This window comes from Neobacillus novalis NBRC 102450 (assembly GCF_001591805.1).
GTDB lineage: Bacteria > Bacillota > Bacilli > Bacillales > Cytobacillaceae > Neobacillus > Neobacillus novalis.
In genome coordinates, this window is the sequence record NZ_BCVP01000011.1 from 1 (window position 1) to 19,792 (window position 19,792).

A 19,792-nucleotide genomic window follows, 5' to 3' on the forward strand; every position below is an offset into this window, starting at 1 on the left:
AACAAAACTTCTACTATCCCGCCTGCTAATCTATCAATCAGCGACGTTTATTATCTTACTATAATATTTCTATCATGTCAAGCTAGTTAAAAAAATTGATTGCTTTTTTAATTCATCAATAATTTATCATTTCGTAACAGCGACATTTACTATCATACTATCATAAATCTCTTTCGTCAACCATTAATTTTGATGCTTTTAAGGTCCTTCCCTAAACACTTTCTTCTTCCTATAAAGAATATCTCATTTCACAAATCCTATGTCACAATTTATTCTCTAGTCAATACCTACTAAAGCTTATAAACTACAAAATAGATAGTATACCAGTTCAAAAACAAAATGAATTCAAAGAGGTGCGTTATAAAGTGAAACAAACTGTTGTTCAAACCATTTCTGTTACCTTTTTTACATTAATTATGGCCTATGCTTTGAATAACTTCCTAATTCCCCATAAAGTCTTAACTGGTGGAATTGCCGGAGTAGCAATCATAATTAATAATTATCTTTCTATTAACACGGGCTGGATAATACTTGCTATTAATCTTCCTTTATTTATTATTGGCTATATTCATTTAGGAAAAAAGTTTATGTTCTTAACTGTTTATTCCGTCGTTCTATTGTCAGTTTCGATGAAGCTGATTCCCATCCATGCTTTTAGCGAAGACATCTTACTTTCCAGCGTATTTGGAGGTGTGTTATTCGGTTTAAGTGTTGGAGCAAATATTCGTGTCGGTGCTTCAGCTGGCGGAGTCGATATTATTAGTTTAATTTTGGCAAAAAAGAAGGATATGTCAGTTGGCTTTATCATAACTTGTTTGAATTTTGCCATTGTATTCGTTTCGGCACTCGTATTTGGTGTAGATAAAACACTTTATACGCTTTTTGCCATCTTTGCGTCTGGCAGGGCGGTTGATGCCGTGCACACCAATCATACAAAACTAACGGTCACGATTGTCACAGATAAATGGAAAGAATTGAGCGAAGCGTTACTCAAATTGCATCCACGGGGGATTACGATGACCGATGCCGAGGGTGTATACTCTCATCATCCAAAAAAAGTTTTAACTACCGTTATCACAAAATATGAATTAGCCGAGACGAAAGAAACGATAAAAAAAAGTGATCCCTGCGCATTCGTTCATATTACAAAAGCGATTGAAGTGATGGGGAGATTCCGCAGGGATTAAAAAAGGTTTATTTCCTTTTTTTATGGAAAAAATACTATCGTATATCAAACTAAAAGGAGATGCCGCTACTGTGACTTTAATTCAGCCAGGAAATGAGGATGACATTTGGTCTGTCAATTCTGCCGGCCAAGACGAAGTAGAGAATTCGGGACAAAAGGAGAAATCACCTGAATTCGATGTAATCGGTACCGCCCTTAACGATATCTAGGTTGAAAAAAATCCTTTGCAAAAGTATTTGCTCACTTCTTGCAAAGGTTTTTTTTATCTTTTTATCGCCTTTAACACGATGGCTTCCCCTTGAAAGGAAATCACATGATTATTTTTAATCACAATCCTAAATTTATCTTTTACTTTTTGGGAAGCACCAAGGATGTATTCGGATAATTTGTCCATTTCACTTTGAGATAAATTCATCCGCTTACACCATGGTTCAAAAAGGAAGGTTTTTTCAAAACGGTGCCACTCGCTTATTTCAAAACCAGTTATTTCAAGCATTCGAAGCCATTCGGTTTTTTTCCAGGCCCGAAAGTGACTGTAATCCCGCCATTTTTCTATTGTGTTATAAAATAGATCATACTCATCATTTTCGGGAACAACATTGTCATCAAGCAAAAATTGACTATTGGATTTTAGAACGCGATAGACCTCTTCGACAAATTTATTTACATTCGGAAAATGATGCGGGGCAATCCGGCAGGTCACAATCGCAAAGGCTTCATTTGCAAATGGGAGCTGTTCCGCATCAGCTTGTTTGAATTCAACATTTTGATGTCCATTTTCATTAATAAATGTTTCTGCCGCTTGCAGCATTTCAGACGTCAAATCCACCGCGGTCACTTTTTTTACTAATGGAGCAAAGGCGTTTGCTGTATGACCGCCGCCTGTCGCAATATCAAGCAGCTCTTCCTCTCCATTAATTGTCGTCATCTGAACTAACGTTTGTAAGTCCTTCCCATCCTTATGAACCTTGCTGCTGACATAATAAGCCGCACTTTTTCCAAATTGTTGCTGGACGTCATTTTTGATATCCATGTTTAATCACTCCCTAAAATTTCCTTTGTAATGTAACTATAAAATAGAAATTACTTAAAGAAAATTACAGGTTTTTTATAATTTAACATAAGAAAAAGTTATCGACGAACATTATTGGATTTCCAGAACAACCGGACAATGATCACTTCCCAATATCTCGCAATGAATATCAGCATTTTTTAGTCTATTTTTCATTGATTCGGATACAATAAAATAATCAATCCGCCAGCCAATATTCCGCTCGCGTACCTTATTCATGTACGACCACCACGTATAGGCCCCTTCTTGATTTGGATAAAAATGGCGATAGCTATCCACAAATCCTTCAGAAAGCAAGGCGGTCATTTTTCCTCGTTCTTCATCAGTAAACCCTGAATTACCGATATTGGACTTTGAATTTCGCAAGTCGATTTCTTGATGGGCAACATTCAAGTCCCCGCAAAGGATAACGGGTTTTACCGCATTTAATTCTTGCAAGTACTCGAGAATGCGTTCTTCCCACTCCAGACGATAGCCAATTCTGGCCAAATCTCGCTGTGAATTCGGTGTATAAACATTGACAAGGAAAAACTCAGCAAACTCTAGCGTTAGGATTCTTCCTTCTGCCTCACTTTCATCTGTGCCTACACCATATTTGACAGAAAGTGGTTCAATCTTGGTGAAAACAGCCGTTCCGGAATAGCCTTTTTTGAGGGCATAATTCCAAAATTGATGGTACCCTTCTAATTCCAAGCTGATTTGTCCTTCCTGTAATTTTGTTTCCTGTATACAGAAAATATCCGCATCAACCTCATGAAAATAATCCAAAAATCCTTTTTTCACACATGCCCTGAGGCCATTAACATTCCATGAAACTAATTTCATTTTTTCCGTTCCTTCTCCCTTGCTGACTTTGTCATTAATTAAATTCATTTTAATTTAAATAATAAATTTCAGCAAAAAAAGCGACTCGCGGCCGCTTTTTACTGTGGAGATAATAACTTTTCCGTTAATCTGTATGAAAATAGCTCTGAGACTGGCACAATTTTGATATTCCGCTTATCAAGCTCATCTTTTGACTTAAAAATTCCAAGGGAGCAAACTTTTCCAGTCACCCCTACATGCCCAATCGCAATTCCTGTCCCCTTCATTTCAGTTACCTTTGCCAAGCGAATCATTTGTCTAAATACATAAGAAGACGACGAGATATCATCAAGGAATATATCTCTTTTTAATAAAGGTACTCCAAGTTCTTTCGCCATTTCGGGGAACTTTGATTTAGGACTTGTGCCGCTATCGATAATATAAAGATTTTTTTCCTTTGCCACTTCGACAATTGCACGGACAATTTCTTTGTTTTCAACAGCAAGAGACCCCATATGATTGTTAAGCCCGACCGCATGTGGCACAGTCTTGATTGCCTCTTTAACGCGCTGTTTAACTTCTGTTGGAGAAAGGTCCACTGTTATCGGCTTTGGTCCAAGCCATGATCGTTTCCCTCTTTTTGGCTCCATTGGCAAGTGAATCATGACTTCAAAACCATTTTTATGGGCCCAATCGGCATGTTTCCTTGAGTTTTCGGTGAATGGCATAACCGCAGCAGTAATTGGAATATCGCCTTCTAAAAAGTCGCGTACGCCACCGGTACCGCCGCCAAAGTCATCAATGATAATGGCAGCTCTCAATTCTTTGGTTTCACTTTTTTCGGCAGCATTTACTTGAAATGTTATCAAAAGCATTGGAATAAACATGAACGAAAGCCTTTTCATAAATACCTCCAATAGTAATCTTTTCAAGTTAATTTGCCCACAATATGCTGCATACATTCTAAGGATGTATCTAAAAAAAAGAGAGCTATTTCAGCTCCCTTATCCTTACTTATTCAGCATCAAAAACCTTAACTTCGACCATTTTGTCGCCATTTCTCATTGCCTTTGCAGATTCTAAACCAGATGTCACTTGACCAAACACGGTATGAACACCGTTTAGATGCGGCTGTGATTCATGGACGATAAAGAATTGGCTTCCCCCTGTGTCTTTTCCTGCGTGAGCCATAGATAGTGATCCAGGAATATGTTTGTGCGGATTTCCTTCTGTCTCACATTTAATTGTGTAGCCTGGACCGCCTGTTCCACGGCCTTCTGGACATCCGCCTTGGCTTACAAAACCAGGAATAACACGGTGGAAGGTTAATCCATCGTAGAAACCTTTGTTTACTAATGTTTCAAAGTTCTCTACTGTTCCAGGTGCTTCATTTGGAAATAAATCAAATTCAATCTTATCTCCGTTTTCCATTAATATGTATCCTTTTTTCGCCATTTCCAACACTCCTTATGTAAAAAATTCATTTTAATCATACACTTTTCGAAAAAGAAAAGAAAGTAATGGCACTTTTGATTGTTATATTTTCACTGTGGTTGTGATAAAATATAAATAAGGCTCCCTTCCGAACATTCGCTTGTTGCGGGACACTTAACCACTGTACGGACGGAAGGGAGCCCCAACAAAAAGCCGGGACTCTTCCCGGCTTTTTGTTTTATTTTTCTAACCATTGATAAAACCCAGAAATAATTGACAGAAACAGGAAGTACCCGAAAAACGTGTACAAATGCTCCCACTGATTGGAATGAACAAAGAAGCCAAGCTCTTCCGCAAATTTTTCAAAAATGGGCATTAATAAACTGGCAAATAAGATCAGACCTGCCCTTCCCCATTTATTTACCTGAGAGGTGCAATAAACAAAAACAAGCACGAAAATAGGCAGTCCAATTAGCGTAAATGCAATATTGACGGAAAAAATCTCAGGGAGTGGTCTTAGCGGAAACTGATACATCTGCTTCCCAACAAAATAAAGGTCTAAATAGGTACCAAACAAAGTGCCGAGGACCATACAAGCAAAATAATTCTTATTCCAAAAAGTTAATCGTTTTTTTTGCAAGGGCTGCAACCTCGAGCCGTTCAAGTGTTTTACAGTATTCATTTCTTATCTCCCCATCTATCGGTTCGTCACCATCCACTAAATAATCCACAATCCGCCAGTCATCAAACCAATCCCCCTTTTCCGCTTCCCGCTGGCTGACATTTTTCCAGGCATTTTCAAGTTTTGGGCTATAAAACCTTTTCGCTCCTTTTCTAAGCTGGCATGCTTTTAACCGAATCGGATAGGTGAAGCCTGGAAGTCCTTCCTTGATATTATTAAAGAGATGCGGCCAGTAATCTTTCCTTGAACCAGTATGCGGATGGCTTTTGGCCCACTCCACAGCCCCCTTTAGAAAATCATTATTTTTAAAGAGGACAGAATATAACCTTTTTCCAAGTAATATTCGCTCGTTTACTGATTCAAAATGATGAAGTGTCTGCCCCGCCAGCTCCCCGTCATCATACGGAAAAAGAATGTGATTAAATGACAGCCAATCCTGGAGCATGAATTCAAATTTATTTAACACTTCCTTTTGATAAACCGGATTCTGAACAACTCTTTTTTCCAAGTAGCTTTGTTCATTGATGACGAGCGCGATACAAAGAATATAGGTATCTTGATTTTTCCAAAAATGGTACCAAATTGTCTCCATGAACGTCGAGATGTTTAAATAAGATAATAAGTAAAACAAGGGTTTATTTTGTTTTAAGCTTTCCTTATATAACAGGAATTGTGGATAGACGTCTTGAAAAATCAGCCAGTTGCCGCGCTCTAAAAATTTATAAAACGAATTCTGCTCCTTTTTAGACAGCAACCGAGTAAGAAACTCCCCCTTTAAATCAGTCATATTCCAGCCGCCGTTCCGGGAAACCATATGCCCTAAAAACGCCCATTGAATTTCCGAATGGTGCAGATAAAAGTCCAGATAGGCCTTCGTTCTCGTGACGTTGTTTAGATTGTGTTCCGCCGTCACACCTCTTATTTTTTCTAATAACCTCCGATCACTCAAAGTTAAATGATGAGAGGTAACAAAGTTGTTGCTGTTTTTCTTCTTTAATTCATCCCTTATGCCATCAAGTGGTGTTTTTCCGTGACTTCTCGCAAAAAAAATGACAGTTTCCCCCCCTTATGAATTCTCCTTGCCTAACGGGAATATGTATTAATTGAGAATATTATTTGGGAGAGGAATGATTACCTGAGATGTTCGATACAAGGAAAGGCATGGATTGGATCATTAACGTGCTTAGGAAAGACCAATCTCCCGACGGCTCGTGGGACTATCCATTTGATACAGGGATTTCTACTGATGCTTATATGATCATTTTATTACGGACATTGGAGATAAATGATGAGGAATTAATTCAAGGGCTTACAAAGAGAATTTTAACAAGACAGGAAAAAAATGGGGCTTGGAAGTTATTTTTTGATGAAGGCGACGGAAATCTTACGGCAACATTGGAGGCCTATTACGCACTCCTTTATTCAGGGTATTACCCCAAAAGTGACAAACGGCTTCGGGCAGCGAAAAAATTTATTTTAGCTAATGGAGGGATAAAAGAGGCCAGCACGTATACAAAAATCATGCTTGCCTTAACCGGACAACAAAAATGGCCGACATTTTCCCCGTTTCCAATTGAGGTCATTCTTTTACCAGAGGTATTCCCGCTCAATTTCTATTCCTTCTCTGCATTTGGGAGAGCAAACTTAACACCAATCATGATTCTTGCAGATAAAAAATTATCGATCAGGACGGCTTACAGTCCGGACCTCTCAGAATTACATTTACACCGGGATGAAGAGGACTCATGGGTTCGCTCCACCGAAATGCGCTCGTTGTTATCTTTTCTTGACGATGGTGCGAAAAGTTTAATTGGCATTCCTAAAGAACTTCGTCGGTTAGCGATTGAGCGGGCAAAAAAGTATATGCTCGATCACATTGAAGCAGATGGGACCTTTTACAGTTATTACAGCTGCACCTTTTTAATGATCTTCGCCTTGCTATCATTAGGGTATAAGAAAACCGATCCTGTTATCATAAAGGCAATTGAGGGTATAAAGTCGATGAAATCTGAGATCAACGGTTTGCCCCATATGCAATATACAACAGCCAACGTCTGGAACACTTCATTGATAGGCTTTGCCCTGCAAGCAACGGGAATACCGACAACAGACCCGATGATAGTGAAGGCCAATCGTTACCTCCTCGACCGTCAGCACCATAAATTCGGCGATTGGGTGATTCATAATCCCAATAGTTTACCGGGCGGCTGGGGATTTTCCAACGTAAATACCATTCTGCCTGACGTTGATGATACCACCGCCACTCTAAGATCGATTTCGAGAATCGTTCCGACTGAACTTGCTGCCTGGGAACGGGGTATTAATTGGACGTTTTCGATGCAGAACGATGACGGCGGCTGGCCGGCATTTGAAAGAAATGCGGATTCAAAGCTGATTGAATTTTTACCTCTTGAAAAGGCTGAATTCTTAATGATGGATCCCTCATGTGCCGATCTTACTGGGAGAACATTAGAGTTTTTCGGGAATTATACCAATCTCCCAAGAGACCACACTGCGATTAAAAAAGGTGTCAAATGGCTGATGAAGGATCAGAAGCGGGATGGTTCTTGGTATGGACGGTGGGGGATTTGCTATCTTTATGGAACATGGGGCGCTTTAACAGGACTATCAGCTGTTGGGGTACCGAACAGTAATACGAGCATTCAAAAGGCGGCCAGCTGGTTACGGAGCATCCAAAACGAGGATGGCGGCTGGGGTGAATCGTGTCATAGTGATAGTGAGAAAAGGTATATACCGTTACGTACGAGCACTTTAACCCATACTTCATGGGCGCTGGATGCCTTGATTACCGTGTCAGACAAACCAACAGCTGAAATTCGCAAGGGAATTCAATATTTAGTAGATTCTCTCGATAAAGAGGATTGGACCACTGCCTATCCAAAAGGGCAAGGCATGGGCGGCGCCTTTTATATTCACTATCACGGCTACCGCTATATTTTTCCGCTGCTTACCCTCTCAGACTATCAGAAGAAATTTGAACGATAAGAAAACACATCGACGGCTTGATGTCCGTCGATGTGTTTATTTTGATATAAAGGCTGTGAGCTGCTTATAGATTTCGACCATTTCCTCCAGCCGCATCCTAACTAACCCGCTTGAAGACGGGGCAACAAAGTCAACCGTTCCCGGCACAACCACTTCTGCCTGGAATCCCCATGGAACTGTTTTCCGGCCGCTATATTGTTGATAAACCCCTTTTCCGACAAAACAAACGACTTTGGGCATAAATCGGTGGATCTTCTCCTTTAAAATCTCTCTTCCCGCTATGTATTCTTCCTTGGTAATTTCATCGGCCGCTTTGGTTGGTCTTTGAACGATATTAGAAAAGCCAAATCCCAAGCCTAATAGCGTTGCATCCTCATGAGGCTCATACTTGCGGTCCGTCAAGCCCGATAAGTGAATAATTTTCCAAAACCGATTATTAGGATTGGCATAATGATGCCCAAGTTCACTGGAACGAATACTCGGGTTAAATCCAACAAATAAAATCTGCAAACCTTCTTTTAGATGATCACTGACCGGGTTCATGATTTCTCCCTCTTTTCCTCCAGAAAGGATTTCTTTTTATTTTACCCTATTCAAGTTGTTGGAGTAATCCCATTTCAAAAGGAAGTAATAATAGTGGCCAGCAAGCCAACAATCGCAACAATGATCAACGAATAAAAAAATCGTGCATTCTGGAGGAGAAGCAGCCCGGTTAGGATGATCACCGTGTCAGTGGCAAAGATAATCACACCTACATTCACTTTTGACCATTTTGCGATTAGTAGCGCGAGCAGATCCATGCCGCCCGGACTGATATGGAATCGTAACATGACCCCCACCCCAATTCCAATGATAACAGCACCAATAATCACACTGCTGATAATCGGCAGCTGGATGGTCCCGTTTAATGGCATCAAAATTTCAAACATCATACCGGAAATGATGGCTCCAATCAATCCATTAACGAAATAAAAGGGATCTGCCTTATAAGCAAATAAGTACACAGGTATATTTAGAAGAATAAACATTACGCCAGCTTTCAAACCCCATAAATAGTTCAGCAAAAGGCTGATGCCAAAAAAACCCCCATTAATCAAATGAAAAGGGAGAATGAAACCATTTATTCCTACACCAATCAGTGTACTTCCAAATCCGATTATTGCCAGTCTCTTCAACATATTATCATCCCTTGTCCACGTTCTTTATTACCACTTATATGTAATAAATAGCTAGTTCATTCGATGTCGGGGTGATTTAAGAAAAATAGAGCCGCATTTGGCGGCTCCATATAAATTAAAAAGGTTAAAATTCATCTAATTGAAGGTAAAGATCTTCACATTCACTTTCCCTAAGCTCTATTTCATGATAAATTTTTTGCAGCAATTCCCATTCATTTTCGACTTCAAGCTGTTGTTTTAGTTTATAAATTTCTGCTTCGATTTGCTCTATCTTGTCTTCAATCTTATTTAAACTTATATCTTCTTCCACTTTCTTCACTTTTTGCGGCTTGATTTTAGTTTGTACAGCCTGTTCAATCGGCTTTACCTCAAGCTCATTCAGCTTTGCTTTTGCCCAATCATAGTTTCCATTGAAAAAATGGACGGTCCCATCCTGAAGCCAATAAATTTTCTGAAACAATTTATTCAGAAAATAACGATCATGGGAAACAGCTAATATTGTGCCATTAAATTGTTCAAGTGCTTCCTCGAGCACTTCACAGGAATCAATATCTAAGTGGTTCGTTGGTTCATCCAAAATTAGCAGATTCAAATCCTGGTACATTAATTGCGCTAGTCGCAGCCGCATCCTTTCGCCGCCACTAAGCTGGTTTACCTTACGAAACACTGCTGTGCCGTAGAATAAAAATCGTGCTAAAATATGACGGGCCTCTCCTTCATTTACGACAACTTCAGAGCGAAATACGTCAATGAGTTGTTCATCGCCAATATCCTCGAACACATGCTGTGATAAATAGCCAGCCTTTACATTGCTTCCAACCCTTACGACTCCATCATCTGCTTCGCATTCTTTAAGAATCATTTTTAAAAGAGTGGATTTTCCTGTACCGTTTTCACCGACAATCGCCGTTCGATCCTTATATTGGATGAGCATATTCACATGGTCAAATAGGGTTCGACTCCCAAACCGCTTCGAAACATCTTCAAGAACGATAACATCTTTACCGCTCCGATTATTCGCTTCAAAATCAATCGCCATTTTTTTAACATCGATTTTAGGGCGATCAAGTTTTTCAATACGATCAAGCGCCCGCTGCATATTAGTTGCCCGTTTATGAAGGGCTGCACTTGGCGGATTCGCTCTGTTAGCCCAGTCTCGCAGCCGCTTTATTGCTTCTTTCATCTTTTTAATTTTGCGCTGTTGTTCTTGATACTCCTGAAATTCGCGTAAAAGTTTCTCCTCTTTCTCCGTTACATAGCCGCTGAAATTCGTATGGTACAACTCAATTTCCCCATCCTCCATCTCTAGCACTTTTGTCACGACCTCGTCTAAAAAGTAACGATCATGGGAAATCAAAATTATTGTTCCTTTGTAGTCCTTAAGGAAAGAACCCAACCATTCAATCGCCATGAGGTCGAGGTGATTAGTCGGCTCATCCAGTAATAGTAATTCTGGATTTTTTAATAAACTTAACCCAAGCCCGACCTTCGTTTTTTCGCCACCACTTAAGGTGGCGAAAGTTTTATCCAGAAGGCTGGTAATATTCAAACCGTTAGCAATCCGCTCTAATTGCGCGTCCATTTCATAGCCGCCATTAAGGATAAAATCATCCTGGAGCTTTCCATATTGCTCCATTAATCTTTGGAGCAAATCAGGGTTCAATTCATGCCCCATTTCCCTTTCTAATTGTCGCAGCCTCGTTTCCGTTTCTGTCAACTGTTCAAAGGCAGTTTTTAAAACTTCCTTAGCAGTTAAATCATGAAAGTCAGGAATCTGCGCTAAATAGCCGATTTTCAGTCCCTTTTTCCAATGAATAACCCCTTCATCTACAGTTTCCTGATTGGCTAACAGTTTTAATAATGTCGTTTTTCCGCCGCCGTTACGACCGACAAGGCCAATCCGGCTTCCTTCTAGCACTTCAAATGATAAATCTTTAAAAATGATAGTACCGCCAAATGATTTCGCTATATGATTTACACTACAAATAATCATGTTCATTCTCCTCACGAATAAAAATTAAGATGAACATCTCTCCAACATAAAAAAACCGCAGGTATCTTTAATCACCCGCGGCTTTTAAATTTGAGCATGAAAAAAGAGTGCATCGGACGCACTCTTTACATACCTAATTATAGTGGGTAAAGAGATGTGTTATCGTTCCATATTCACAATAAAGTTTCGAAAAAAGGGCAGACTTCCCCCTTTGAAAACTACATCATGAAAAATTGCACGATAAATAGTAAGAGCCTCAAGCCACTGTAACCGTGCAAAAATAGAACTTTTCATCTCTTATCCACCTCCGTTTCCAAATAAGTTAGTTTCATTGTAAATTTTTCCGTGATAGATTGCAAGACCCCTTAAGCGGAATAATCTAAAACTTCAAATTAAATAGCGAAAAGAGCGAACATAACTGTTCGCCCTTTCGTGTAATGGTATTATTGAATTTTTAGAGGAATCAAGCCCCTTTATTAGCAGCTAATTTTGCCTTCAAAGTAATCAATTTTCCGTCACGGTACACTTCAAATTTGATTTCATCACCGGTCTTCACTTTTGAGTATAAATATTTTCGTAATTCCGATGAGTTGGCTATTTTCGTTCCATTCATCGAAATAATTACATCCTTCGGCTGGAATCCGGCCTTGGCGGCGGTCGAATTAGGATCAATATTCATCACCAGCACACCCTGCTTTACGTTTTCGGGAAGGTTTTGCCAATAAACTTGCGGAACTTGGTCTAAATCGGCTAAGCCGACACCAAGATACGGTCTGTCAACTTTGCCGCTTTTAATTAATTGATTCACGATTGGGATCAGATCATTACTAGGGATCGCAAAACCTAATCCTTCGACACCACTCTCGGAAATTTTTAAACTATTAATGCCGATTACCTGTCCCTGTGGATTGATTAATGCACCGCCGCTGTTTCCAGGGTTAATTGCTGCATCCGTTTGAATAACATTTGTCTCCCAGTTTCCTGCCGATGTCGAAATCGCAATGCTGCGGTCGATGGCACTTACAATCCCTTGTGTGACCGTTCTTGATAAGTTAAGTCCGAGCGGATTCCCAATCGCATAAACCTGGTCACCAGGGCGAAGTGTAGACGAATCACCAAAATCAGCCGTACCGGTAACGTATTTCGCATCGATTTTTAAAACAGCAAGATCAGTTAAGGCGTCGGTTCCAACCACTTCCGCCGTTGTTTTTTGACCATCATATAAAGAAATCTCCAGCTTTGAAGCGCCCTCGACTACATGATTATTTGTAACAATATAGGCAATATCATTACTTTTTTGAAAAATAACCCCTGAGCCGGAACCTGCCTGGACACTTTGCCCTGAACTAGAATTTCCCCAAAAATCGTTATTTTGCTGCTGCTGGAAATTAACAACGCCAACAATTGCCTTGGATACTTTTTCTACGGTATCAGCAATCGAACCAGTGGATGCCATTGTTGGCTGCGCTGTGACTTGCTTAAGTGAGGACACAGAATTACTCGTCACTTGATTCTCCGCATTCGGATAAAAGCTTTTTATGTAATCTGTATGTGGAAGAATTGTTAACGTCAATACAGAGCCAATTACTCCGGCTGCAAGTGTAGAGGCAAATCCTTTTAGATTCCGTTTTTTAGGTTTCTTCTCCTCAACCTGGTTCGTTATTTTGGTTTGTTCGAAAACTGGCGGAACCGCTGCTTCCTCTAATCCATCCGCTGCTTTTGAGTCTGCACTCTTGTCTGCATTGACGGAATCCACTGGCTCGACTGTGAACTCAACATCGACTGCATTCCTATTTCCCTCCCTGTTCTCGAAATCGCTTGTATCATTAGAAAATGCTTCTGTATGGGTACTATCCGTTATCTCAGATGAATTTGTTTGATCTTGTTCGAATTCATTTTCATTTTTATAATCCATCTTCATCAATCTCCTTATGATTGCTATTTGTTATTCTATAATCCTTACTTTAACCGACAAATCTTAACAAACTATTAACAAACTATAACGACTTTAGGAATTTAATAAGAAATTATCTTGAATTAGCACAGTAAAAAGCCGCGGGCTCTAACCCACGGCTTTCAGGTAATTATTTTTTCTTAATTCGGATGACAAATTTCGTTCCTTTTCCCTCTTCACTAGACACTTCAATGTCGCCGTTATGAAGGAGAACTAATTGTCTTACAATCGACAAACCCAGCCCAAATTCACCATAGGGATTACTGGTTCTGGAAATATCTGCTTTATAGAATCGACGCCAAATATTTTCAATTTCGGTTGAATTGATGCCAATTCCCGTGTCTTCCACCTCGATAATCGTTTCGTTCTGCTCGGTTCGTCCCCGCAGCCAGATGGTCCCGTCTTCTGTAAATTGAATACTATTTTTGGTGATATTAATTAATATTTGCACAAGGCGATCATAATCGGCGTTCACCATTACATCTGGTGCGGCATCAACAACAATTTGATTATTCTTCTCTTCCGCCTGAAGCATCAATTGCTCCTGAATGATTTCCAGCACTTCCAAAAGCTGAATCTCTTCTTTAAAAAGCTGGATTTGATTCGAGCGGATTTTTTCATAGTCTAAATTTTCATTGACGAGGCGAATCAATCTTTTTGCTTCGTGACTAACTAGGTTAATTCCCCGCTCTTTGTCTTCTTCGGGAATCATATTATTCTTCAATCCTTCAATGACACCGCTAATCGTCGTTAACGGTGTCCGCATCTCATGAGACACGTCGGCCATAAACTGCCGTCGGCGATTTTCAAGACTCTCAATTTCCTCCATCGAGGCGTTTATTTTATCGACCATATGATTAAAATCATTGGCCAATTCACCGATTTCATCAAAATTGGAAGAATGTACATGGACATGGTAATTCCCCGCCGAGACAAGCGAGGTTGCCTCACGCAGACGTTTAATCCGGTTCACATGAATTCTTGATAAATACCAACTAAACAAGAACGATACACCAAGGGCGATTAAGATGGTATAAAGCAAAAATTGATTGATACGGTGGATCATCGCACTTGACCCGCTTATCGGGGAAGTTAATAAAATGCCGCCCATAAATGTCCCTTGGTCTAGGTCTACATAGGGTAAGACAACAAAGGTCACACCTTCTTGGCCAAACCTTTTAAAATCACTATTTACCACTAGCGTTTGGCCCTTGGATATTTTATCCCAATCAGAAGAGGATAACCCGCTTATCGTCTTAGATGGTCTTCCAACGCTATAAAGAACTGCATCCTGATCAAACACACTAAAACTCATTTTTCTTGCAGCTAATACATTACTATATTGTTTAAAAATTTCCGGCTGATAATCAATACGGCTCTCTTCAATATCTGACAAGATTGCCTTTCCATAAGTGATTAGCTCTTCTGCTTTGTTCTCATAAACTAAATTTTCAAGATAATGGGCAAACAACAGGCTTAAGATTAAAAACGCAACCACAATGATGCTAATATGACTGAAAAACTGCTGATAAAAATACTTAAATTTCATCTGCTTTGCTTGATTCATCGAACTTATACCCTACTCCCCAAACAGTATGGAAGAATGGCTGCGACGCCGTTTCAACTTTTTTTCTGAGCCGCTTGATGTGCACATCAACGGTCCGTTCATCACCGTAAAACTGATATCCCCACACTCTTTCAAGTAACTGCTCTCTAGAGAATACCTGCTTTGGATGCTCGACCAAATAATAAAGTAAATCGAACTCTTTTGGCGTTAAGTTGGTAACCGGCGTTCCGTCAACAAACACTTCTCGTGTGATTCTATTAACGTTAAAATGTTCAGTTTGCAGTAAACCCTCCATCTCCTTCGGCGCCTGGTTTTGGAAACGGCGGGTAACCGCCTTAATTCTTGCCATCAGCGTAAGCGGACTAAACGGTTTCGTCACGTAATCATCCGCCCCCATCTCAAGTCCAAGCACCTGATCAGATTCACTATCCTTCGCTGTTAACATAATTATTGGAACGGCAAACTTTTCTTCTCGTATTTTCCGGCAAATCGTCACTCCATCCATTCCTGGAAGCATCCAGTCAACAATAAGGGCATCCCATGTCCCGCTTTTAAAGCGGTTATAGCCTTGGACACCATCATTAACAAATTCGCCTTCAATCCCTTCTTTGGCAAAAAACATTTCAATCATTGAGCAGACACTTTTATTATCTTCAATCACTAGTATTTTCAACATTCTTCAACTCCCAGCATAAAAACTCACATCTTTAGTGTAATCGAATTTTCAGCTATATCAAACCATCTGCCTAAAACTTCTCTGCAATTTAACACTTTATTCATGGTTTATTAATAATTTACATGAAAAAAGGCCTTGAATGACCTCAAGACCTTTTTCCTGACGATTTACGGTTCTAAAATCAGCTTCCCTTTTGTCTTCCGTGATTGCATTAACGTATGAACCTTTGCCGCCTCCTCTAATGGAAACACACCGCCATTCGTCAGCTTCAGTTTTCCTTCTTCCAAGTAGGTAAGTAATTCTACTAAACTAGGCTGAAGCAGTTTTGGCTTTCTCATGATTTGCGGTAAGAAGAAACCAATGACCGATTGATTTCTAGCCATCAGTGTGGACGGATAAAAACGAGCCTGCTCTCCGCTTGCTGCTCCAAAGATAACCAGTCGCCCAAAAGTAGCAAGGCATGTTAGTGTTTGATGAAAAATACTCCCGCCTGCCATTTCAAGCGCAACATCTACCCCTCTGCCGCCTGTTTCTTTCAGAACCTGCTGCTCCCAGTCAGGTTCGGTATAGTTTACGAGAATGTCAGCTCCCATTTCACGGGCAAATTCCAATTTTTCTGCAGAACTTGCAGTAGCAATTACCTTTGACGCACCAAATAGCTTAGCCAGCTGGACTGCAATGGTTCCTACTCCGCCAGCTGCCGCAGAAATAAGGACCGTTTCACCCTTTTCCAAACGACCCATCGTTTTTAAAATATGGTAGGCACTTAAGCCTTGAAGCGGCAGTGCAGCCGCATGGTGAAAGTCTAATGTTTCCGGTACAGGAATCAATGAACGGTCATCAGCAACGGCATATTCCGCATATCCGCCTGATTCAATTAAAGTGACCACCCTCATACCCGGTCTCACCGTTGTTACATAATCACCCACCTCAGCGATAACGCCGGCAATCTCAGCACCGGGAATGAACGGAAGTGGTGTTTTTACAACATACCGGCCTTCCCTTCGTGCTGTATCCGCATAATTGACACCAATTGCCTTGATTTCAATTAATACCTCATGTCCAGTGGGAACCGGTTTTTCCATCTCTACCAACTTTAAAACCTCTGGCCCCCCGAATTCTTTCAGCTGTACAGCTTTCATAACGGTCATCTCCTACTTCCCTGTAAATAATGGTTTTCGTTTTTCTTTGAATGCGGCAATTCCTTCTTGATGGTCAGCCGTTTGCACCATTAACGTTTGGACAAGACGTTCCTGCTCAAGGATATCCTCAAGTGTGGCTGTAAACGATTGATCAATGAGTTTCTTTTGTTTTCCAAATGCTTTTCCTGGCCCATGAGCTAATTTCAACGCCAGCTTTGTCGTTTCTTCTTGGAGCTTTTCTAATGGAACAAGGTAATTGATGACACCCAATTGATAGAGACGCTCAGCCGGAATAGGCTCAGCAGTATAGAAGAATTGTTTTGCCAAGTGCGGACCGATTAATCGCGGCAGCAGATAGGAACCGCCGCCATCCGAAATTAATCCCACCTGGGAAAAGCTAAGGGCAAATTTACCGTCCTCCGCCGCTACAATCAAATCGCAGGCAAGGGCTAAGTTAAATCCGGCACCGGCCGCAAAGCCATGGACCGCCGCTATAATTGGTTTTTCTGTTGCTTTCATCGATAAAATCAATTCATTTAGCTTGCCAATATGCTCATACACTTGGACCGGCCCTGCCTGCCCCATCGTTTTAACGTCGCCGCCTGCACTAAATGAACGACCGGCACCTGACAAAACAATGACCTGGATATCTTCATCATGTTATGCGTTTTGAAGAGATTCCATCAAACCCGTAATCATCTCAGGGCTAAAGGCATTTAGGCTTTCTGGGCGATTTAATGTTAATGACAACACTGATCCTAATTTTTCAATTAATAAATGCTCTTGCGTCATTTTCATCTTCCTTTCCTTCAGTGGTTGTTTCAATCACAACTTTTCCAGCTTTTAATATCGACACAATCGAGGTAATCCCTTTTGCGGCAGCCACCTTTAAGTCAGCCTGCTGGTGATGCTTATCTCAGCAGTTGCTGCTGCATGCAGAATTAAGTTTTTGACAAAATAATTAAAGTTAGCAAACCGGGTATCAGTTGTTTGCCCTTTTTTATAGCGATAATAAATTTGTTGGCCAATCACCGCCAGCTTAAAATAGGCAAACGTCAAATAAAAGGTGAAGTTGGCAATATCGCGGCCGCTTTTTTTCGCGTATAGCTCGACAAATTGTTTTCTCGTTAAAAATCCTTCGTGAACCGCGGTAACAGGTGCCTTGCCTAGGCCCTTAATTAAAAGATCCGGATCATCTGGCTGGTTCCAATAACTCATCGCCGCGCCCAGGTCTGCAAGCGGGTCGCCGACGGTCGTCATTTCCCAATCAAATAAACCGACGATTTCCGTTAAATCTTCGTTAAACATCGCATTATTAAACTTAAAGTCGTAATGAATAATAGTTGCTTCGTGTTTTTTAGGGATATGGTCAAGCAGCCATGTTTTCAAAGAATCAGCGTCAGCAATTTCATCAGTCTGCGCCCGTTCATAGCGGCCAATCCAGCCATGTACCTGCCGTTCCATAAAACCATCTGGCTTGCTGATTTCTGCCAGTCCCGTCTGCTTGTAATCGATGGCATGTAATTCCACCAGCTTATCAACCATTATCTCTGAAAGGCCCCGGCATAGGTCTTTCGTTACTGCGATTCCGTCTGGAAAGGATGTATCCAACACTAGACCGTTTTTTCTTTCCATCAGGAAGAACGGGCTCCCAACAATGTCGTGTTTGGTCGAAAAAAGGTAAGGTTTTGGAGCGGAAGGAAAGATAGGGTTCAGTTCGGAAAGGATTTTATATTCGCGCTCCATATCATGGGCCCTTGGTGCAACAGGTCCAAGCGGCGGACGCCGTAGCACCGCCTCCCAATCCCCCAGTTTTAATTGATAGGTTAAATTTGAATGACCGGCGGCAAATTGCAGGATTTCCAGCGATCCCGCAGGAAGTGAATCGATATTCTCTCGCAAAAATGTTTCTAATACCGTTAGATTCAATTCTTCTCCTTTTCGAACAGGAATGGTATCTTTACTCATTTGATTATTCATTGGCCCCCTCCTCTTATACTAACCGGTTGGTATTTTATTTTAAAAAAAGAGAAGGGTATTTCGACTGAAAAACCCGCTCTCACATTTTTTTCAATCCATTTGAATTCCCCTTAAAATCATTTCGACGAAGATCTCTGCTACTTCCCTGTCAGTACAGCTTCCGTTTGGATTAAACCACTGGTAACTCCAATTTGTTATCCCCAAAATTCCAAATGTAATAATCGCGGCATTTAAATCAGGGCGCAATTCACCATTCTTCATTCCGGCTTCGATTAACTCCTCTACGTTCAGCCGAAAACGGTCACGCTTAAGATCAATTAAGGCGAGGCGCTCAGGGCTCAAATTTTTTAATTCTCTAAAAAATATTTTTGCTGCAGAGCCCCGGGGTTTAATGTCGGAAAGCAGCATATAAACAATCTCAAATAATTTTTGTTTGCAGGAATTCTTTTCATCTTTAAATATCCGTTCCTGCTGAACAAGCAATTCATTGATGTAGCCTAGATGAATATCCATTAATAATTCTTCTTTACTCGAGAAGTAATAGTAAAATGTCCCCTTTGTCACGCCAAGAGAATCGACAATATCCTGGATTGATGTCTCACTAAATCCCTTTTTTTCAAATAAGCGGATGCTTTGTTCCGTTATTTTTTCTTTCACCTTTATGTCCTCACAATCCATATTTATACTAACCGGTTGGTATCTCATTGCAACAATTATACATCCCAAAATGTAAATATTCAAATTCATTTCTAAATATTCTAAAAAATCTTACGGATATCTCTTAAATGACTTCTTTTGCTTATTCATCACTTCATGCGATTTTTCGATAATATCCGTTAAGACATCGCCTTTGTAGATTCTCCCAAGCTTCAACCCCTGTTGGTAGTACACGACAATTTCATCAAGTTTTGCTGAGGTTTCCTTCGTGATCCTCACATTTAATTGAATTCTCTCGGTTTCCTTCATGATAGACACCCCTATTCTACTGTTAGCTAGTTGCTAGCAGTTAACTATTTCATTGTTATTAATTGTTAATATACTATAATTCTACAAATTTTTCATTAAAATAAAAAAAGGGCCCTCATTTAAATTCTTCCCTTCCTGGTTACATGAAATGG

The 19,792-nt window shown here is 40.4% G+C and carries 20 protein-coding genes and 1 pseudogene; 3 read left to right on the forward strand and 18 right to left on the reverse strand.

Annotated elements, in window-relative coordinates:
* Nucleotides 1-365: 365 nt before the first annotated feature.
* Both BANVL01_RS09730 and BANVL01_RS27220 read left to right on the forward strand, forming a co-directional pair.
* Nucleotides 366-1,187, forward strand: coding sequence for a YitT family protein (locus BANVL01_RS09730; RefSeq protein ID WP_066147849.1), 822 nt, complete (start codon nucleotides 366-368; stop codon nucleotides 1,185-1,187).
* Between the two features lie 22 nt (nucleotides 1,188-1,209).
* Complete coding sequence (locus BANVL01_RS27220) at nucleotides 1,210-1,395, forward strand: hypothetical protein (RefSeq protein ID WP_156487446.1); 186 nt, start codon at nucleotides 1,210-1,212, stop codon at nucleotides 1,393-1,395.
* A gap of 53 nt (nucleotides 1,396-1,448) precedes the next feature.
* On the opposite strand, the gene BANVL01_RS09735 is transcribed toward BANVL01_RS27220, so the two are convergent.
* The 6 genes from BANVL01_RS09735 to BANVL01_RS09760 all read right to left on the reverse strand — a co-directional run bounded on the left by BANVL01_RS09735 (nucleotide 1,449) and on the right by BANVL01_RS09760 (nucleotide 6,229).
* Nucleotides 1,449-2,219, reverse strand: a complete 771-nt coding sequence (locus BANVL01_RS09735; protein WP_066088479.1) for a class I SAM-dependent methyltransferase — start codon at nucleotides 2,217-2,219, stop codon at nucleotides 1,449-1,451.
* A 111-nt stretch (nucleotides 2,220-2,330) separates the two neighbouring features.
* Complete coding sequence (locus tag BANVL01_RS09740; protein ID WP_066088482.1) at nucleotides 2,331-3,083, reverse strand: exodeoxyribonuclease III; 753 nt, start codon at nucleotides 3,081-3,083, stop codon at nucleotides 2,331-2,333.
* A gap of 98 nt (nucleotides 3,084-3,181) precedes the next feature.
* On the reverse strand, nucleotides 3,182-3,967 hold the full coding sequence (locus BANVL01_RS09745; protein WP_066088487.1) for a divergent polysaccharide deacetylase family protein: 786 nt from the start codon (nucleotides 3,965-3,967) through the stop codon (nucleotides 3,182-3,184).
* 109 nt (nucleotides 3,968-4,076) lie between these two features.
* The gene (locus BANVL01_RS09750; RefSeq protein ID WP_066088490.1) at nucleotides 4,077-4,517 is read right to left on the reverse strand and encodes a peptidylprolyl isomerase; all 441 of its coding nucleotides are present in this window, start codon (nucleotides 4,515-4,517) and stop codon (nucleotides 4,077-4,079) included.
* Nucleotides 4,518-4,734: 217 nt separating this feature from the next.
* On the reverse strand, nucleotides 4,735-5,136 hold the full coding sequence (locus BANVL01_RS09755) for a CBO0543 family protein (RefSeq protein WP_235845525.1): 402 nt from the start codon (nucleotides 5,134-5,136) through the stop codon (nucleotides 4,735-4,737).
* Entirely contained in the window at nucleotides 5,105-6,229 is a 1,125-nt protein-coding gene (locus tag BANVL01_RS09760; protein WP_066088494.1) for a DUF2515 domain-containing protein, read from the reverse strand. The genes BANVL01_RS09755 and BANVL01_RS09760 overlap by 32 nt, the downstream gene beginning before the upstream one ends.
* 89 nt (nucleotides 6,230-6,318) lie before the next feature.
* On the opposite strand from BANVL01_RS09760, the gene shc reads away from it, so the two are divergent.
* Nucleotides 6,319-8,184, forward strand: a complete 1,866-nt coding sequence (gene shc, locus BANVL01_RS09765) for a squalene--hopene cyclase (RefSeq protein WP_066088497.1) — start codon at nucleotides 6,319-6,321, stop codon at nucleotides 8,182-8,184.
* Nucleotides 8,185-8,220: 36 nt separating this feature from the next.
* Here shc and mug read toward each other — a convergent pair whose 3' ends face one another.
* The 12 genes and pseudogenes from mug to BANVL01_RS09820 all read right to left on the reverse strand — a co-directional run bounded on the left by mug (nucleotide 8,221) and on the right by BANVL01_RS09820 (nucleotide 19,640).
* Nucleotides 8,221-8,727 (reverse strand): G/U mismatch-specific DNA glycosylase, encoded by a 507-nt coding sequence (gene mug / locus BANVL01_RS09770; RefSeq protein WP_066088500.1) that lies wholly within the window; start codon nucleotides 8,725-8,727, stop codon nucleotides 8,221-8,223.
* Nucleotides 8,728-8,801: 74 nt separating this feature from the next.
* A complete protein-coding gene (locus BANVL01_RS09775) occupies nucleotides 8,802-9,362 on the reverse strand; it encodes a YitT family protein (RefSeq protein ID WP_066088503.1) in 561 nt (186 codons plus the stop codon).
* A gap of 124 nt (nucleotides 9,363-9,486) precedes the next feature.
* Nucleotides 9,487-11,355 (reverse strand): ribosomal protection-like ABC-F family protein, encoded by a 1,869-nt coding sequence (abc-f, locus tag BANVL01_RS09780; RefSeq protein ID WP_066088506.1) that lies wholly within the window; start codon nucleotides 11,353-11,355, stop codon nucleotides 9,487-9,489.
* A gap of 159 nt (nucleotides 11,356-11,514) precedes the next feature.
* Nucleotides 11,515-11,649, reverse strand: coding sequence for an RAxF-45 family protein (locus BANVL01_RS28575; protein ID WP_268874921.1), 135 nt, complete (start codon nucleotides 11,647-11,649; stop codon nucleotides 11,515-11,517).
* A gap of 169 nt (nucleotides 11,650-11,818) precedes the next feature.
* Complete coding sequence (locus tag BANVL01_RS09785) at nucleotides 11,819-13,270, reverse strand: S1C family serine protease (RefSeq protein WP_235845526.1); 1,452 nt, start codon at nucleotides 13,268-13,270, stop codon at nucleotides 11,819-11,821.
* A gap of 169 nt (nucleotides 13,271-13,439) precedes the next feature.
* Nucleotides 13,440-14,858: an ATP-binding protein gene (locus tag BANVL01_RS09790; protein WP_066096664.1), complete on the reverse strand. Its 1,419-nt coding sequence runs from the start codon at nucleotides 14,856-14,858 to the stop codon at nucleotides 13,440-13,442.
* Nucleotides 14,848-15,549: a response regulator transcription factor gene (locus BANVL01_RS09795; RefSeq protein WP_024028965.1), complete on the reverse strand. Its 702-nt coding sequence runs from the start codon at nucleotides 15,547-15,549 to the stop codon at nucleotides 14,848-14,850. Before BANVL01_RS09795 ends, BANVL01_RS09790 begins: the two co-directional genes overlap by 11 nt.
* Before the next feature lie 170 nt (nucleotides 15,550-15,719).
* Nucleotides 15,720-16,694, reverse strand: a complete 975-nt coding sequence (locus BANVL01_RS09800) for a quinone oxidoreductase family protein (protein WP_066088509.1) — start codon at nucleotides 16,692-16,694, stop codon at nucleotides 15,720-15,722.
* Nucleotides 16,695-16,706: 12 nt separating this feature from the next.
* Nucleotides 16,707-17,486, reverse strand: a pseudogene (locus BANVL01_RS09805) (enoyl-CoA hydratase/isomerase family protein).
* Between the two features lie 96 nt (nucleotides 17,487-17,582).
* Nucleotides 17,583-18,674, reverse strand: coding sequence for a phosphotransferase family protein (locus BANVL01_RS09810; protein ID WP_066088512.1), 1,092 nt, complete (start codon nucleotides 18,672-18,674; stop codon nucleotides 17,583-17,585).
* Between the two features lie 90 nt (nucleotides 18,675-18,764).
* On the reverse strand, nucleotides 18,765-19,331 hold the full coding sequence (locus BANVL01_RS09815) for a TetR/AcrR family transcriptional regulator (RefSeq protein ID WP_066088515.1): 567 nt from the start codon (nucleotides 19,329-19,331) through the stop codon (nucleotides 18,765-18,767).
* Between the two features lie 111 nt (nucleotides 19,332-19,442).
* A complete protein-coding gene (locus BANVL01_RS09820) occupies nucleotides 19,443-19,640 on the reverse strand; it encodes a hypothetical protein (protein WP_066088518.1) in 198 nt (65 codons plus the stop codon).
* Nucleotides 19,641-19,792: the final 152 nt, after the last annotated feature.

Excerpts from the sequence above, each read along its gene's own strand:
- BANVL01_RS27220 (WP_156487446.1), top strand. The coding sequence starts at position 1,210 with ATGGAAAAAATACTATCGTATATCAAACTAAAAGGAGATGCCGCTACT.
- BANVL01_RS09735 (WP_066088479.1), bottom strand. The coding sequence starts at position 2,219 with ATGGATATCAAAAATGACGTCCAGCAACAATTTGGAAAAAGTGCGGCT.
- BANVL01_RS09740 (WP_066088482.1), bottom strand. The coding sequence starts at position 3,083 with ATGAAATTAGTTTCATGGAATGTTAATGGCCTCAGGGCATGTGTGAAA.
- BANVL01_RS09745 (WP_066088487.1), bottom strand. The coding sequence starts at position 3,967 with ATGAAAAGGCTTTCGTTCATGTTTATTCCAATGCTTTTGATAACATTT.
- BANVL01_RS09750 (WP_066088490.1), bottom strand. The coding sequence starts at position 4,517 with ATGGCGAAAAAAGGATACATATTAATGGAAAACGGAGATAAGATTGAA.
- shc (WP_066088497.1), top strand. The coding sequence starts at position 6,319 with ATGTTCGATACAAGGAAAGGCATGGATTGGATCATTAACGTGCTTAGG.
- mug (WP_066088500.1), bottom strand. The coding sequence starts at position 8,727 with ATGAACCCGGTCAGTGATCATCTAAAAGAAGGTTTGCAGATTTTATTT.
- BANVL01_RS09775 (WP_066088503.1), bottom strand. The coding sequence starts at position 9,362 with ATGTTGAAGAGACTGGCAATAATCGGATTTGGAAGTACACTGATTGGT.
- abc-f (WP_066088506.1), bottom strand. The coding sequence starts at position 11,355 with ATGATTATTTGTAGTGTAAATCATATAGCGAAATCATTTGGCGGTACT.
- BANVL01_RS28575 (WP_268874921.1), bottom strand. The coding sequence starts at position 11,649 with ATGAAAAGTTCTATTTTTGCACGGTTACAGTGGCTTGAGGCTCTTACT.
- BANVL01_RS09785 (WP_235845526.1), bottom strand. The coding sequence starts at position 13,270 with ATGGATTATAAAAATGAAAATGAATTCGAACAAGATCAAACAAATTCA.
- BANVL01_RS09790 (WP_066096664.1), bottom strand. The coding sequence starts at position 14,858 with ATGAAATTTAAGTATTTTTATCAGCAGTTTTTCAGTCATATTAGCATC.
- BANVL01_RS09800 (WP_066088509.1), bottom strand. The coding sequence starts at position 16,694 with ATGAAAGCTGTACAGCTGAAAGAATTCGGGGGGCCAGAGGTTTTAAAG.
- BANVL01_RS09810 (WP_066088512.1), bottom strand. The coding sequence starts at position 18,674 with ATGAATAATCAAATGAGTAAAGATACCATTCCTGTTCGAAAAGGAGAA.
- BANVL01_RS09820 (WP_066088518.1), bottom strand. The coding sequence starts at position 19,640 with ATGAAGGAAACCGAGAGAATTCAATTAAATGTGAGGATCACGAAGGAA.